General features: G+C 61.4%; 17 protein-coding genes. 10 read left to right on the top strand and 7 right to left on the bottom strand.

The genetic code is table 11. The features are described from left to right. Positions 1–49 precede the first annotated feature (49 nt). Positions 50–943, bottom strand: coding sequence for an AraC family transcriptional regulator (locus ACSQ3G_RS22050; protein ID WP_436111539.1), 894 nt, complete (start codon positions 941–943; stop codon positions 50–52). A gap of 168 nt (positions 944–1,111) precedes the next feature. On the opposite strand from ACSQ3G_RS22050, the gene ACSQ3G_RS22045 reads away from it, so the two are divergent. The 6 genes from ACSQ3G_RS22045 to ACSQ3G_RS22020 all read left to right on the top strand — a co-directional run bounded on the left by ACSQ3G_RS22045 (position 1,112) and on the right by ACSQ3G_RS22020 (position 4,641). After that, positions 1,112–1,840: an SDR family oxidoreductase gene (locus tag ACSQ3G_RS22045; protein WP_436111538.1), complete on the top strand. Its 729-nt coding sequence runs from the start codon at positions 1,112–1,114 to the stop codon at positions 1,838–1,840. A 155-nt stretch (positions 1,841–1,995) separates the two neighbouring features. Then, positions 1,996–3,102: a TRAP transporter substrate-binding protein gene (locus tag ACSQ3G_RS22040; RefSeq protein ID WP_436111537.1), complete on the top strand. Its 1,107-nt coding sequence runs from the start codon at positions 1,996–1,998 to the stop codon at positions 3,100–3,102. A gap of 358 nt (positions 3,103–3,460) precedes the next feature. Next, positions 3,461–3,670, top strand: coding sequence for a cold-shock protein (locus ACSQ3G_RS22035; protein WP_007770461.1), 210 nt, complete (start codon positions 3,461–3,463; stop codon positions 3,668–3,670). Between the two features lie 126 nt (positions 3,671–3,796). Further along, entirely contained in the window at positions 3,797–4,084 is a 288-nt protein-coding gene (locus tag ACSQ3G_RS22030) for a hypothetical protein (protein ID WP_046630247.1), read from the top strand. 51 nt (positions 4,085–4,135) lie between these two features. Further along, entirely contained in the window at positions 4,136–4,378 is a 243-nt protein-coding gene (gene rpsU / locus ACSQ3G_RS22025; RefSeq protein WP_038548258.1) for a 30S ribosomal protein S21, read from the top strand. 41 nt (positions 4,379–4,419) lie between these two features. After that, positions 4,420–4,641: a hypothetical protein gene (locus tag ACSQ3G_RS22020; protein ID WP_046603001.1), complete on the top strand. Its 222-nt coding sequence runs from the start codon at positions 4,420–4,422 to the stop codon at positions 4,639–4,641. A gap of 61 nt (positions 4,642–4,702) precedes the next feature. On the opposite strand, the gene ACSQ3G_RS22015 is transcribed toward ACSQ3G_RS22020, so the two are convergent. Both ACSQ3G_RS22015 and ACSQ3G_RS22010 read right to left on the bottom strand, forming a co-directional pair. Next, positions 4,703–5,914, bottom strand: coding sequence for an MFS transporter (locus ACSQ3G_RS22015; RefSeq protein ID WP_436111536.1), 1,212 nt, complete (start codon positions 5,912–5,914; stop codon positions 4,703–4,705). 200 nt (positions 5,915–6,114) lie between these two features. Then, positions 6,115–6,285 (bottom strand): hypothetical protein, encoded by a 171-nt coding sequence (locus ACSQ3G_RS22010; protein ID WP_172723891.1) that lies wholly within the window; start codon positions 6,283–6,285, stop codon positions 6,115–6,117. A 185-nt stretch (positions 6,286–6,470) separates the two neighbouring features. Between ACSQ3G_RS22010 and ACSQ3G_RS22005 the strand changes: the two genes are divergently transcribed. From ACSQ3G_RS22005 to ACSQ3G_RS21990, 4 genes are all read left to right on the top strand, one after another. Further along, entirely contained in the window at positions 6,471–7,079 is a 609-nt protein-coding gene (locus tag ACSQ3G_RS22005; RefSeq protein WP_436111535.1) for a TetR/AcrR family transcriptional regulator, read from the top strand. Positions 7,080–7,134: 55 nt separating this feature from the next. Then, positions 7,135–8,328 carry an MFS transporter gene (locus ACSQ3G_RS22000; protein WP_436111763.1) on the top strand — a complete coding sequence of 398 codons (1,194 nt, stop codon included), beginning with the start codon at positions 7,135–7,137 and terminating at the stop codon, positions 8,326–8,328. Between the two features lie 112 nt (positions 8,329–8,440). Further along, positions 8,441–9,514 (top strand): alpha/beta hydrolase family protein, encoded by a 1,074-nt coding sequence (locus ACSQ3G_RS21995; protein WP_436111534.1) that lies wholly within the window; start codon positions 8,441–8,443, stop codon positions 9,512–9,514. A 138-nt stretch (positions 9,515–9,652) separates the two neighbouring features. Then, the gene (locus tag ACSQ3G_RS21990; RefSeq protein ID WP_436111533.1) at positions 9,653–10,282 is read left to right on the top strand and encodes an HAD family hydrolase; all 630 of its coding nucleotides are present in this window, start codon (positions 9,653–9,655) and stop codon (positions 10,280–10,282) included. A gap of 48 nt (positions 10,283–10,330) precedes the next feature. Here the strand turns inward: ACSQ3G_RS21990 and ACSQ3G_RS21985 are convergent, their stop codons facing one another. From ACSQ3G_RS21985 to ACSQ3G_RS21970, 4 genes are all read right to left on the bottom strand, one after another. Further along, the gene (locus ACSQ3G_RS21985; protein WP_105417151.1) at positions 10,331–10,720 is read right to left on the bottom strand and encodes a hypothetical protein; all 390 of its coding nucleotides are present in this window, start codon (positions 10,718–10,720) and stop codon (positions 10,331–10,333) included. 107 nt (positions 10,721–10,827) lie between these two features. Continuing rightward, the gene (locus ACSQ3G_RS21980; protein WP_436111532.1) at positions 10,828–11,349 is read right to left on the bottom strand and encodes an anthrone oxygenase family protein; all 522 of its coding nucleotides are present in this window, start codon (positions 11,347–11,349) and stop codon (positions 10,828–10,830) included. A 73-nt stretch (positions 11,350–11,422) separates the two neighbouring features. Further along, a complete protein-coding gene (locus ACSQ3G_RS21975; protein WP_105417149.1) occupies positions 11,423–11,944 on the bottom strand; it encodes a GNAT family N-acetyltransferase in 522 nt (173 codons plus the stop codon). A gap of 31 nt (positions 11,945–11,975) precedes the next feature. Next, positions 11,976–12,551: a helix-turn-helix domain-containing protein gene (locus ACSQ3G_RS21970; protein WP_205836927.1), complete on the bottom strand. Its 576-nt coding sequence runs from the start codon at positions 12,549–12,551 to the stop codon at positions 11,976–11,978. Positions 12,552–12,653: the final 102 nt, after the last annotated feature.

Raw genomic sequence — 12,653 nt, 5'->3', positions numbered from 1 at the left:
TTGAGGTTGAGCATCAAAGCCCGGAGCAAACCTCCGGGCTTTTCACTTATCAGCCTTCAACCAGTTCGGCATCGCCAACCGACCTGTCGCGCAGGCGGCCGACATCGCGGGCCGGCGAGGCGCCGAACTGGCGGGCATATTCGCGGCTGAACTGGGTGACGCTCTCGTATCCCACCGAAAAGGCGACCCGCGCCGTATCGCCCGCTTCCGCCAGCAACCGGCGGCGGGCTTCGTGCAGGCGGATGCTCTTCTGGTACTGGATTGGGCTCATGGCAGTCACTTCCTTGAAGTGGCGGTGAAAGACCGAAACACTCATGCCCGCAACCCTCGCCAATTCGTCGACCCTCAGCGGCGCATCGAAATACGTGCGGATATGGCCGATCGCCCTGCGGATATGGCCAAGCCGGCTCTCCGGCCGCACCAGCTGGCGGATCGCCGCCCCCTGCGGCCCTTGCAGCAGCCGATAGAGGATTTCCCGCTCGATCAGCGGACCGAGCACACGAACATCCTGCGGCCGTTCGACCAGCCGGGCAAAGCGCAGGAAGGCCTCGGCGAGTTCCGGCGTTACGGGGCTCACCCCGAAACAGGCGCCGCAGCAAACAACGGCGTCGTCCGGCATGTCGATCAGGATTTCGGCAATTGCTGCCATGTCGAGCGTTAGGCTGAGCGCAAGGTAGGGCTGTTCGGGGCTCGCATCGACAATCTGCCCCGAGGCCGGCACTTCGACGGAGGAGACGAAATAGCTCGCACTGTCGTAATGCATCGCCTGGTCGCCGATCACCACGCATTTCGATCCCTGCAGAACAAGGCAAAGCATCGGCTCGTATACGCTCGGCAGCATGCTGGTCGGGTTCGTTCCCTTCATGATGACAAGGCGCGGCACCGCCGTTTCAGTGCGGCGGCCGATAGCATGTCGCGAGACCAGATCGCGGATTTCATCCATGGGCTTCGTCATGACCCTTGAGATGCCAACAGACTGGCGCGGGCGCAAGAGCTACCGCCGATGCAAGAGCTGCAGTCGGGAGGATTAGGCAAGAAATCGGCAGTTCTTGGCTCACGCCCAGACCATCCATGCCTCCATCTGTGGCCTGCAACCACAGGAGCATTGCCCATGACCAAACAGAAGACAGCACTCGTCACCGGCGCCAACAGAAGCATCGGTTTCGAGATCGCAAGACGGCTCGCCACCGAGGGATATCGCGTCTGGCTCGGCAGCCGCGATACCGGCCGCGGCGAAGAAGCCGCGCAGAAACTGCGCGACCAGGGGCTCGACGCACGCGTCCTGCAACTCGACGTCACCAGCGACGAAAGCGTCACCTCGGCCATCGCGGAACTCAGCCGCCAGACAGACCATCTCGACGCGCTCGTCAACAATGCCGGCATCGCCGACAGCTTTACGCACCAGCCCTTCGACGAGCCGATCGAGGTCGTAAAAGCGGTTTACGAGGTGAACACGTTCGGGCCGATCCGCATCACCCAGGCGGCGCTGCCCCTGCTCAAGGCATCCGGCGCAGGACGCGTCGTCATGCTCAGCAGCGAGCTCGGCTCGCTCCAGGCTCTGCTCGACCCGCAAAATCAGTTCTACGAGATCAATGCGCTTGGCTACAATTCGTCCAAGACGGCGCTCAATGCGGTTACCGTATCGTTCGCCAAGGCGGCAGCGCCCTTCGGTATCAAGGTCAATGCGGCCGATCCGGGTTACACCAAGACCGATATGAACGGCCATTCGGGCTATCGCACCGTCGAACAGGCGGCCGAAGCACCGGTGCGGCTTGCCACGTTGGGTCCAGACGGCCCGACGGCCGGCTATTTCTTCGACGATCAAACACTTCCCTGGTAACTTGGATTTGTGAACGCCATTGCCCGGTCGGCCTCAGGATCGACCGGGCATCAGTGCGACTTTTTGGAATTTCCTTGCCGTTCCCGAAATGAAAGGATTATGAGCGAACCGAGAGCCCGGACAGGCCGTGCACACTTCGCTTCGAGGAGGATTTCATGGATCGCAGACATTTCTTCAAGCAGGCCGCCACGGCCGGGGTCGGCGCCGCTGCCGCAACCGCGCTTGCCGCCCCGGCGATTGCCCAGGAAAGCCCCAGGGTCAACTGGCGATTGACTTCTTCTTTCCCGAAGAGCCTCGACATCATCTTCAACGCCGCCAACCAGATCGCCGACAGCGTCAAAAACGCCACTGACGGCAAGTTCACCATCCAGACATTCGGGGCCGGCGAAATCGTGCCGCCGCTGCAGGCGGCAGACGCGGTTGCCAACGGTACCGTCGAGATGGCCCATACCTGCTCCTATTATTACATCGGCCAGGATCCGGCGTTTGCGCTCGGTACCGCCATTCCCTTCGGCCTCAACGCCCGCATGACCAATGCATGGTTCACGGCAGGCGGCGGCAACGACCTGATCAACGAGTTCCTGGCCCCGCGCAATCTCTATGCCCTGCCGGCCGGCAATAGCGGCACCCAGATGGGCGGCTGGTTCCGCAAGGAAATCAACACGATCGATGACCTCAAGGGCCTGAAGATGCGGATCGCGGGCCTTGCGGGCCAGGTGATGCAAAAGGTCGGCGTCACCCCGCAGCAGATCGCCGGCGGCGACGTCTATGCAGCGCTCGAGAAGGGCACGATCGACGCCACCGAGTTCGTCGGTCCCTATGACGACCAGAAACTCGGTTTCGTGAAGGTCGCCAAATACTACTACTACCCGGCATGGTGGGAAGGCGGCCCGGCCATGCATGCCTTCTTCAATCTCGAAAAGTTCAAGAGCCTGCCGAAAAGCTACCAGCAGATCGTCAGCGACGCCTGCGCCGCGGCCAACATGAGCATGCTCGCCAATTACGATGCCCACAACGCCACGGCGCTGAAGAAACTCGTCGCCGAAGGCGCGATCCTGAAGCCCTTCAGCCGCGAGATCATGGACGTCTGCTTCAAGGCGGCAATGGAGACCTATGCCGAACTCTCGGCCAAGAGCCCGGCTTTCAAGAAGATCTACGACAGCCAGCAGGCATTCAAGAAGGATGCCTATCTCTGGGCCCAGATCGCCGAATATTCCTACGATACCTATATGATGACGCAGCAGCGCGCCGGCGCGCTCTGACCGTCCCATCGTAATGACATGCCCCAAGCCCGGAGCGACCCTCCGGGCTTGGCGTTTGAAAAACGGTCGCCAATGCGTCAGCATCGGCTTCCAAACCGGCCAAAGCGGTTGCTATTTTCAATATTGCATTGTAAAATCATGTCGTTGATTGAGCAGATCGGCATTGCCATCGAGCGCCCGGAAAATTAAATCTCCGTGGCAGCATTGATTATCAACGGATAAAGCTTATATTGACGCTATCGAAAATTGCTTGCGACCTTTGTTCACGGGCCTGGTGCTCAGTCAGATTTCCTCTCAAATATCGATCAAAGCGGACGGAATACTGTCCGCAATCTCTAACGATTGAAAGGAAATCGTTATGAATACTGGCACCGTAAAGTGGTTCAATAGCACCAAGGGTTTCGGCTTCATTCAGCCTGATGACGGCGCGACGGACGTTTTCGTTCACGTTTCTGCTGTTGAACGTGCCGGCATGTCTTCCCTGACTGAAGGTCAGAAGATCTCTTACGAGATCGTTCGCGACCGCAAGTCCGGCAAGAGCTCCGCCGACAACCTCCGGGCCGCATAAGGATGTCATTCGCCTCGGCTGACCACGGATGTACTGGCAGCGACGGCTTGAATGACGGGAAGAGGTCGGGGTAACGCCCGGCCTTTTTGTTTTGCCCCGGCTTTCGGCCGGTTCAAGGAGAACACGATGAGCGCAAATGTCTATGCCATAGGCGATAACATCGTCCTCAAGGCAGGCCTTACCCGGACCGCCACTGGCGACCGGACATGCCGCGTCGTGGGCCTTTTGCCGGCAGCCGACCGCGGTGAAAACCAATATAGGGTACGTTTCGGCAGCGAGAATTTCGAGCGCCGGATCGTTGAAAGTGATATCGACACTTCCGAGACCGCATCGTCCGCCAAGAAGGACGAGGCTTGCGCCGACGCTCCGAGCGGACCGTGGCTGAAGCCGTCGAGCATTCGCATTGGCAAGTGATTCAACACTTTGATCGAACGCGGGATCTGCCCGCAATGGAAAGGATTTAGTTTGCAGGTTCTAGTCAGAGACAACAACGTCGAGCAGGCACTCCGGGTGCTGAAGAAGAAGATGCAGCGCGAAGGCGTCTTCCGCGAGATGAAGGCGCGCAGCGCCTACGAGAAGCCCTCCGAAAAGCGGGTACGCGAAAAGGCTGAAGCCGTTCGCCGCTACCGCAAGCTGGCGCGCAAGAAGATGCAGCGCGAAGGCCTCCTGCCGGCTCCCAAGAAAGTGGTCCGTCCGGCGCGCGGATAATTTGTCAGCCGCACGGACATCCCATCAGGAAGGAGGATATTATGGCCGCCACCAAGGACGAATTCTTCAATCCCACCAAGCTTTCCGCGCGTGACAAAGCCGCTGCGACAGATCACACCGCGCGCTCTATCATTAGTGCGGAAGCGACCCAGCGGGAAAAGAAAACCGAGAAACTGAGGCAGCTTCGTCTCGAACGCGAAGCGGCGGAGCCTGCTCCGGCCCCGGCTCGAGCCAAGGGCCGCAAGGCCCCAGCCGATCACTGAACTTCAAAAAGCCCGGAATTTTCCGGGCTTTTTGCTGTGTGGCTCACAGTCCGGGAGTTACTCAGGCCGCCTGGAGCTGCGCCGGCTGGCGCGGCAGCGGCGGAAAGGCGAGAGCGATCGCCACGGCCCCGAGGCCGACCAGTGCCGAGCCGAAGAACAGCCAGTCATAATTTGCGAAATGATCGAAGGCCCAGCCGCCGGCAAGAGGTCCGAAGGCCATGCCGAGGCTCGACAGCATGGTCGCCGCACCGAACACGGTACCCATGATCTTCGGCCCGAAATACTCCCGCGCCAGCACCGCATAGAGCGGCATCACGCCGCCATAGGTGCCGCCGAAGATTACCGCCAAGGTGTAGAACTGGCCGAGATCGGTCACCATCGTGTAGGCTGCAATGACAGCCGCCTGGATCATCAGCCCGCCGATCAGCACCGGCTTGACGCCCAGCCGGTCGGCAAGCACGCCGAACAGAATGCGGCCGCCGAGGCCGGCCGCGCCCTCGACGCTGTAGATGCTGACGGCCGCCATCGGCGCCACGCCGCAGAACATCGCATAGCTCACCATGTGGAAGATCGGGCCGGAATGGGCCGCGCAACAGGCGAAGAAGGTAAAGCCGAGCACCAGGAACTGTGGCGAACGGAACACCCTCGACAGCGGCATGCCGGCACCTTCGGCCTGGGGCTCGGAGGCGCCGCCGGGGGCGGCCACGACGGGCGGATTGCGGACCAGGAAAGCGGTCGGCAGGAGCAGTATCCAGGCGCCGATGCCGATGAAGAGCATCGCCAGGCGCCAGTCGTCATAGGCGGTGATCAGCCAGCGTGCAAAGGGCGAAATGGTCATCGGCGCCATGCCCATGCCGGCCGATACCAGCGAGACCGCCAGGCTGCGATGCTCGTCGAACCAGGACATGGTGACGGCGATCATCGGAGCGAAGAAAGCGCTGGCGGAAAGCCCGATCAGGCAACCATAGATCAGCTGGAAGGCGATGAGGCTTTGCGTCTGGCTGGCGAGCACCAGCGCCAGACCGAGAAGTGCGGCCCCGATCAGCACGACGATGCGGGCGCCAAAACGATCGCTCAACGTGCCCCACATGAAGCCGCCGAGGCCCATGACGACGAAATTGAGCGTCATGGCGCTCGAAATGCCGGCACGCGACCAGCCGGTCGCCTTGGCGATCGGCTCGATAAAGATGGCCAGCGAGAACATCGTGCCAACGGCGACGCAGCCCATCAAGGCGCCGGCAGCGACGATCACCCAACGATAATTGCTACTCATGTCTATTCCCCTAAGTCACAGGTTCCGAGATCCGGACGGATTGCGCAGCATCGCGATGTCCATCCTTGAACCGAGGACGTTCGGCTCCCCTCCTCCCCGACAGACCCAACCGATTTTTTTTCGCAACCGGATTTTGGAGCCTACAACAAAAAGCCCCGCACGCGGCGGGGCTTTCCAAATCTGTTGATCGTGGTGACGTCCTAGCTGCTGCCGGTGTTGGGACGGTTCTTGCCGACATTGGTATTCGTCGATGCCGTTTTACCGTCCGGATTCTGGCCGTAGTAGGTGCCGCCGAGGTGGCCACCGGCACTGGTGTTCTCCACCTGGCGCTCGGCGCGTTTTACGGCCTCCTTCACGTCACTCTTGCTCATATCTGCCTCCAGCTTTGGGGTTGGTGACAGAAGGGTAACCGTCCGGTGTGCCAAGTGTTCCCCTTTTAGTTTGCCGGACCGCGCCGCAAAGGCCGGCAGCGGCATTCCACGAACAGGCTTTGCTCTTGACGAAGAGCAAACATGGCCCTATTGGGGAACGATCGTTTCCTAATCAAGCCGACATCATGGATATCAACACCGCGACGCGCCCGCCGGGTCGCCCCCGCGAATTCGAGATCGAAGAAGCGCTCGACAAGGCGATCGTCGTTTTTTCCGAGAGAGGCTATCACGCCGCCTCGATTTCGGAACTGAAGGACGCCATGGGGCTTGCCGCCGGCAGTCTCTACAAGGCGTTCAAGGACAAGAAGGCGATCTTTCTAGCGAGCTTCGACCGCTACAAGCAGGTCCGCAACGCGCTTCTCGACCAGGAACTGGCCGAAGGCGCAAACGGCCGCGACAAGGTTTCCCACATGCTACGCTTCTATGCCGAAGCCTCGCATGGTGAAAGCGGGCGGCGCGGCTGCCTAGTCGTCGGAACGGCGATCGAACTTGCGGTCGACGACACTGAGGCGGCCGAGAGGGTCGGCCGATCGATGGCACGCAGCGAAGCCCTGTTCGATACCCTGATCCGCGAAGGCCAGACGGATGGATCGATCCCGGCAGCGATCGATCCGGCCGCCACTGCCCGCCTTCTGCTCTCCGTCACCCAGGGCTTGAGGGTGCTGGGCAAGACTGGCCCGAACCGCGACCGCGCCTTTTCCGTGGTCGACACGGCCATGAAACTTCTCGACTGATTCCTATCCGATCCTTCCTCCCAAGGAGCATATAATGACCACCAATTCCGCAACGATGGCCACTCCGGCGGCTGCATCGGGACTATCCACCGCGATGACCTTCGTGATGGCTGCGGCTTGCGGGCTTATCGCCGCCAATCTCTACTATTCCCAGCCGCTGGCGGGCCCGATCGCTGCCTCGATCGGTCTTCCGGCGCATGCAACAGGCCTTATCGTGACGCTGACGCAGATCGGCTACGGCCTCGGCCTGCTGCTGGTGGTGCCGCTCGGCGACCTTCTCGAAAACCGCCGGCTGATCCTCACCATGATCGGCGTGGCCACCGTGGCATTGCTCGGCGCCGGCCTGTCGAGCGCATCCATTCCGTTCCTTGCCGCGTCGCTGGCGATCGGCGTCGGCTCGACCGCCGTACAGATGATCGTGCCGTTCGCCGCCAGCCTGGCGAACGACGCCAATCGTGGCCGGGTGGTCGGCAATGTCATGAGCGGGCTGATGATCGGCATCATGATAGCCCGGCCGGTCTCGAGCTTCATTGCCGAGTTCTCCTCCTGGCACGTCGTGTTCTTCCTGTCGGCAGCCGTCATGATCGGGCTCGGCTTCGTGCTTGCCGCCCGCCTGCCGAAGCGGATGCCGCAGACCAAGCTCTCCTATTTCGCCTTGCTCGCATCGATGGGCCGCCTTTACGCAACCCAGCCGGTCCTGCGCCGCCGGGCATTCTACCAGGCCTGCCAGTTCGCCACCTTCAGCCTGTTCTGGACGGTGACGCCGCTGGTTCTCGCCGGCCCCGCCTTCCATCTCAGCCAGGCCGGCATCGCACTCTTTGCCCTCGCAGGCGTCGCAGGCGCCATCGCCTCGCCGATCGCCGGGCGCCTGGCCGACCGGGATCTCGGGAAACCTGCGACGGTATTCGGCATCGCCGCCGTCGCCGTCGCCTTCCTGATCACCCATATCGCACCGGAAGGCTCCACCGTAGCGCTCGCGTTCCTGACGCTTGCCGCCATCCTGCTCGATTTCGGGGTGACGATGACGCTCGTGATCGGCCAGCGGTCGATCTACAATCTCGGCGCGGACCTGAGAAGCCGGCTCAACGGCCTCTACATGGCGACCTTCTTCTGCGGCGGCGCAATCGGTTCCGCCGTCGGCGCCTGGGCCTTTGCCGAAGGCGGCTGGCTGCTCGCCTCCTCGCTCGGCCTTGCCCTGCCGATCATCGCCTTCCTCTATTTCCTGACGGAAAAGCGCGCCAGGATTTAAGGCGACAGGACAGGATCACGTTCGAGGACGACCTCGAACGTGATCGAGGTCGTCAATATGCCCATCCTCCTGCCAGGGATCAGCCTTCTTTCTCAGATCGAACGAGGCTCCCATGCGCCCCACCCTTCGCCTTCTTGCTCTTCTGCTGGCGGGTATCAGCAGTTCCCCCACCCTTGCCGCAGATCCCGTCGGCGTCCGGAAGATCAGCGTGGTTTCGCCTGAACACGACCGGGCACTTGCGGTAACCGTCTGGTATCCGTCAAAGGGTGACGGCGAAGCGACGTCCATCGGCGACAACCGGATTTTCGAGGGATCGCCTGCATCGAAGAACGCGTCCCTCGAAAGCGGTCGCTTTCCGCTCGTGCTCCTGTCCCATGGCTCCGGCTCCCGCGCCGAAGGCATGGCCTGGATTGCCACCAGGCTCGCCGAGGCGGGCTTCATCGTCGCCGGTCCCAACCATCCTGGCACCACGAGCGGCGATTCCACGCCGGCCGCGACGCCGAAGATCTGGGAACGCACTCAGGACCTTTCCGACATTATCACCGCATTGACTGACGAAGCTCCCTGGAAGGCGGCAATCGACACCGAGCATATCGGCGTTCTCGGCTTCTCGCTCGGCGGCAGTACGGCAATGGAGCTTGCCGGCGCACGTGCCAATCTCGATGCCTACAAACGGTATTGCGATGACTACCCGGCGACGATGGATTGCATCTGGTTCCGAGGCGAGCGCGGTTTTGCCGATGGCGAACAGGTCACGGTCAAAAAATTGGATCTCGAAAGCATCGACAGGACACGCTTCGAACGATCGAACCGCGATCCTCGCGTCACTGCGGCTGTCATGGTCGATCCCGGTCTTGCGACGGCTTTCACGGCTGGCAGCGTGAAAGCCATCGATATTCCGGTGACCTTCATCAATCTCGGCAGCGCCGGACAAATCCCGGTCGCGGTGCTTTCGGACGCGCTGGCGAAACAGGCCCCGAATGCCAGCTATGCGCAGGTAAGCGGTGCCAACCATTTCAGCTTCCTGCCTGTCTGCAAACCGGGTGCGGCCGAGTTCCTGAAATCCATCGGAGAGCCCGATCCGATCTGTGATGAGAACTCCAGCCGGACGCGGGCCGATATCCACCGGGAACTCACGGGCCTCATCGTGTCAGCCTTCGAGCGTAGCCTCAATCCCGCCCGCTGAGCGAAAAGCGTGCTCTTCGGGTTTTCGTTGTTCAGCGGATCGGGCAATGCTGTCCGCTGAACGTCATCATCCGGCTATCATCCACCGGTAGGAAGCGGCGTCCAAAACTATGCCCGTTTTCAGATCTGGAAATAAGCAATGAAAATTTTGATGGTCGATGTCGACGGAGTGCTCGTCCATGGGCGGCCGGATGACGGCATGCCGTTCGCAACCGATCTCGAACGTGATCTCGGCCTGCGGCTCGACGTATGGCAGCGGGAATTCTTCAAGCCCTTCTGGCCGGATATCGTCACCGGCCGCGAGCCGATCGAACCGCGGTTGACGGCGGTGCTCCGGGAGATCGCGCCGCATCTCGAAGCGGAAAGGCTGCTCCGCTACTGGTTCGAAAACGATTCCCGACTGGACCGGAAACTGATCGAGGACCTGGCGCGCTTTCGCGCCGCTGGGGTAGCGCTTTATCTTGCCACGAACCAGGAACATCGGCGCGCTGCTTATCTGATGGAGGAGCTAGGCCTCCGCCGCTATTTCGACGGCATTTTCTATTCCGCCCAATTCGGCCATCGCAAGCCGGCGCAGGACTTCTTCCGTCTCGCCACCGAAAAAGCAGGCGCCCCGCCCGAGGACATCGTCTTCCTCGACGACACGCTGGAAAATGTGGAAGCTGCACGCATGTTCGGCTGGCAGGCTGTTCACTGGACAGCCGGAATGGCGCTGAAAACCGCCATCGCCCCGTTTGCAGCCGCTGCGGTCACTAAAGAATTCCGCTGAAAGGAATGGATCGGCCGACAGCGCGGCCGATCCTGTTTCGGCCCCTGCCTACTCGACCAGGTTGATTTCCTCGGTCTCGCCGCCTTCGCAGACATAGCAGCAATCTTCGCAGCTCTCTTTGTTGCCTGGGCCGGTGCCCCAATAGGTCTGCTTGTCGCCGGAGACCCAGGCACCGTAGCAGATGTTCTCGCCCTGCTTGCAGGAGAGATGGATCTGCTTGGATTCGCCGTCATCCAGATAGTAGATCTGGTTGCCGCCCGGCCAGACATGTTTGCGGTCCTGGCTGTAAAGCTCGACCTCGACGGCGTTCGGATGCTCGTTGCGCATCACGAAGCTCACGTCGGCAGACACGGCCTGGCCGGCTCCCGAGCAAGTGGCCAGGACAAGCGTCAGCACGGCTGCACGGCGCACGGCCGACACAGAATTGAGTATAAACATAAAGCCCCTCTTCAGAAGCGCCGGATCAATCGGCGCCAGTGCATATGACGTGATTTGCAAGAAGAAAGCGAGGTGGGGTAGAAGAGTTTCGGCGGTTTTTCTTGGACTCAACCAAACCGGTGGCGCCTGGATTCTTCCCGTCCAAGTAACGCAATCCCGAGCCCCGCAAGCAGGAGGCAGACGCCGCTGGCGATGGTGCGGACGACGTTCCAATACTGCCAGGGTTGCGAGTAGTCCTGCCACACGCGCCGCGCGCCGTCGGCATCGGCCGGGATCGCGATTGCCGCCAGCGCCTCGTTCATCGGTACATTGATGGTCATGGTGAGCACCTGACCGCCTATCAAATAAACAACAGCCGCCAGCGCGAAAGCCGCAGCCGGGCCTCGCAACCCCAAAAAGAACGCCAGAAGCCCTGTGATGAGCAGGAGCGGGCTGGTGCCGAAAAAGGCCGGCGCGAACACCATGTTGCGCACCGATGAATTCATCGCCTTCATCGCCTCGATGGCGACCACCGGATCGGCCGCATCAAGCCCCCACATAGTCGAGCATACCCAGGCATAAAAGAAACCGAAGATCGCGCCGCTCAGGAGCAGCGACAGGCCGGCCAGGACATATACGAGCGACCGCATGCGACACCTCCCGCAACATTTGGACGATAGCTCGCATAAAATGCTGATCCATCCAAGTGAAAGATCAATGACTTCAAGCAACCCGCTTGTAAAACAGCGTGGTGGCGCAGAAACCGCCTTCCGGCCACATGGCATAATCCGGGATGACGCCGACCCGCTCCCAGCCGAAGCGCGGATAGATCTTTTCCGCGTCGCTGCCGGTCGCGGTGTCGAGCACCAGAAGCGTACGGCCGCGCCGTGCGGCTTCCGCTTCCACCGCTTCCATCAGCCTGCGCGACAGGCCGAGCCCGCGGGCTGAGCGATGCACGAGGAGCTTCATCAGGTCGCCGCGATGCGGCTGGTTCGGCTTTGAGGCAAGGCCCACCTGCACAGTGCCGACGACCTTGCCCTCCACTTCGGCCACCGCGAGGATGATGCCACCTTTTTCGACCGCATCGGCAATCTCCTGCCAATAGCCGACCGCATCCTTCGGCTCGAAAGGCAGCATGAAGCCGAGCGAAGCCCCGCCGTTGACGCAGTCGGACAGGGTCTCGGAGAGATCGGCTATTGTGGCGCGGGTTTCGCCGGCATTGAGGATGCGAATGGTGACGGTCATCTTGAAAAGGCTCCTGGCGTCTTGAAAAGAATTAGCGGCCGCGGTCAAGGACGACGGCATACCGGGCCGGCTTGTCGGATGGATTGTGGAAGTCGAAGGCGGCGCCGATATCCATGAAGAGGCAATCGCCGGGATGAAGCGTATGGACGGTCTCGCCGATGACCATTTCCAGCACGCCCTCGAAGAGCCAGACGTGCTGGGTCATCACCCGGCTTTCCTCCCGCGGCGGGAAGCTGACCCGCGAATGGGCTGGAAAATCCACCTCGACGATATCGACGCGCGACGGTGTGCCCGATGGCGAGACCGAGCGGCGCAGATAGCCCGTATGCGGATCGCGCCAGAGCTTCTGCTCCGCCCTGCGGCTGAGCGGCGAGTTCTGCGGCTCGTCATCGGCGAAGAATGCCGAGAGGGAGAGGCCGAGCGCCTCCGACAGCCTTGCCAGCAGCGCCGCGGTCGGGCTCGCCTCCGCCCGCTCGATCCGGGAAATCATCGCACGGCTGACGCCCGAGCGGTTCGCGAGTTCGTCCAGCGTCAACCCCGCACGGGCGCGCAGGCTCTTCAGCCGTTCGCTGATCGCGTTCTCTATATCGTGGTCCGTCGTTTCCATGATTCGAGAATTGCATTCTCTTATAAGAGAATCAAGCGCACGGATGATGGAATTGGCGAATTTTACAAGCGATGGCGCTTCCGCGATAGCTCCTGTCATCGT

The sequence above is a fragment of the Neorhizobium tomejilense genome (genome assembly GCF_964254135.1).
GTDB classification, from domain to species: Bacteria; Pseudomonadota; Alphaproteobacteria; order Rhizobiales; family Rhizobiaceae; genus Neorhizobium; species Neorhizobium tomejilense.
The sequence above is the reverse complement of the archived record's forward strand: the minus strand, read 5'-3'. Positions and strand labels throughout refer to the sequence as shown.

Bases quoted from the DNA above. Each gene is read 5' to 3' on its own strand.
- ACSQ3G_RS21975 (WP_105417149.1), bottom strand. From the start codon at position 11,944: ATGACCGTCACCATTCGCATCCTCAATGCCGGCGAAACCCGCGCCACA.
- ACSQ3G_RS22030 (WP_046630247.1), top strand. From the start codon at position 3,797: ATGAGCGCAAATGTCTATGCCATAGGCGATAACATCGTCCTCAAGGCA.
- ACSQ3G_RS21990 (WP_436111533.1), top strand. From the start codon at position 9,653: ATGAAAATTTTGATGGTCGATGTCGACGGAGTGCTCGTCCATGGGCGG.
- ACSQ3G_RS22020 (WP_046603001.1), top strand. From the start codon at position 4,420: ATGGCCGCCACCAAGGACGAATTCTTCAATCCCACCAAGCTTTCCGCG.
- ACSQ3G_RS22045 (WP_436111538.1), top strand. From the start codon at position 1,112: ATGACCAAACAGAAGACAGCACTCGTCACCGGCGCCAACAGAAGCATC.
- ACSQ3G_RS22050 (WP_436111539.1), bottom strand. From the start codon at position 943: ATGGATGAAATCCGCGATCTGGTCTCGCGACATGCTATCGGCCGCCGC.
- ACSQ3G_RS21995 (WP_436111534.1), top strand. From the start codon at position 8,441: ATGCGCCCCACCCTTCGCCTTCTTGCTCTTCTGCTGGCGGGTATCAGC.
- ACSQ3G_RS22010 (WP_172723891.1), bottom strand. From the start codon at position 6,285: ATGAGCAAGAGTGACGTGAAGGAGGCCGTAAAACGCGCCGAGCGCCAG.
- ACSQ3G_RS21985 (WP_105417151.1), bottom strand. From the start codon at position 10,720: ATGTTTATACTCAATTCTGTGTCGGCCGTGCGCCGTGCAGCCGTGCTG.
- ACSQ3G_RS22005 (WP_436111535.1), top strand. From the start codon at position 6,471: ATGGATATCAACACCGCGACGCGCCCGCCGGGTCGCCCCCGCGAATTC.
- ACSQ3G_RS22015 (WP_436111536.1), bottom strand. From the start codon at position 5,914: ATGAGTAGCAATTATCGTTGGGTGATCGTCGCTGCCGGCGCCTTGATG.
- ACSQ3G_RS22000 (WP_436111763.1), top strand. From the start codon at position 7,135: ATGGCCACTCCGGCGGCTGCATCGGGACTATCCACCGCGATGACCTTC.
- ACSQ3G_RS21970 (WP_205836927.1), bottom strand. From the start codon at position 12,551: ATGGAAACGACGGACCACGATATAGAGAACGCGATCAGCGAACGGCTG.
- ACSQ3G_RS21980 (WP_436111532.1), bottom strand. From the start codon at position 11,349: ATGCGGTCGCTCGTATATGTCCTGGCCGGCCTGTCGCTGCTCCTGAGC.
- ACSQ3G_RS22035 (WP_007770461.1), top strand. From the start codon at position 3,461: ATGAATACTGGCACCGTAAAGTGGTTCAATAGCACCAAGGGTTTCGGC.
- ACSQ3G_RS22040 (WP_436111537.1), top strand. From the start codon at position 1,996: ATGGATCGCAGACATTTCTTCAAGCAGGCCGCCACGGCCGGGGTCGGC.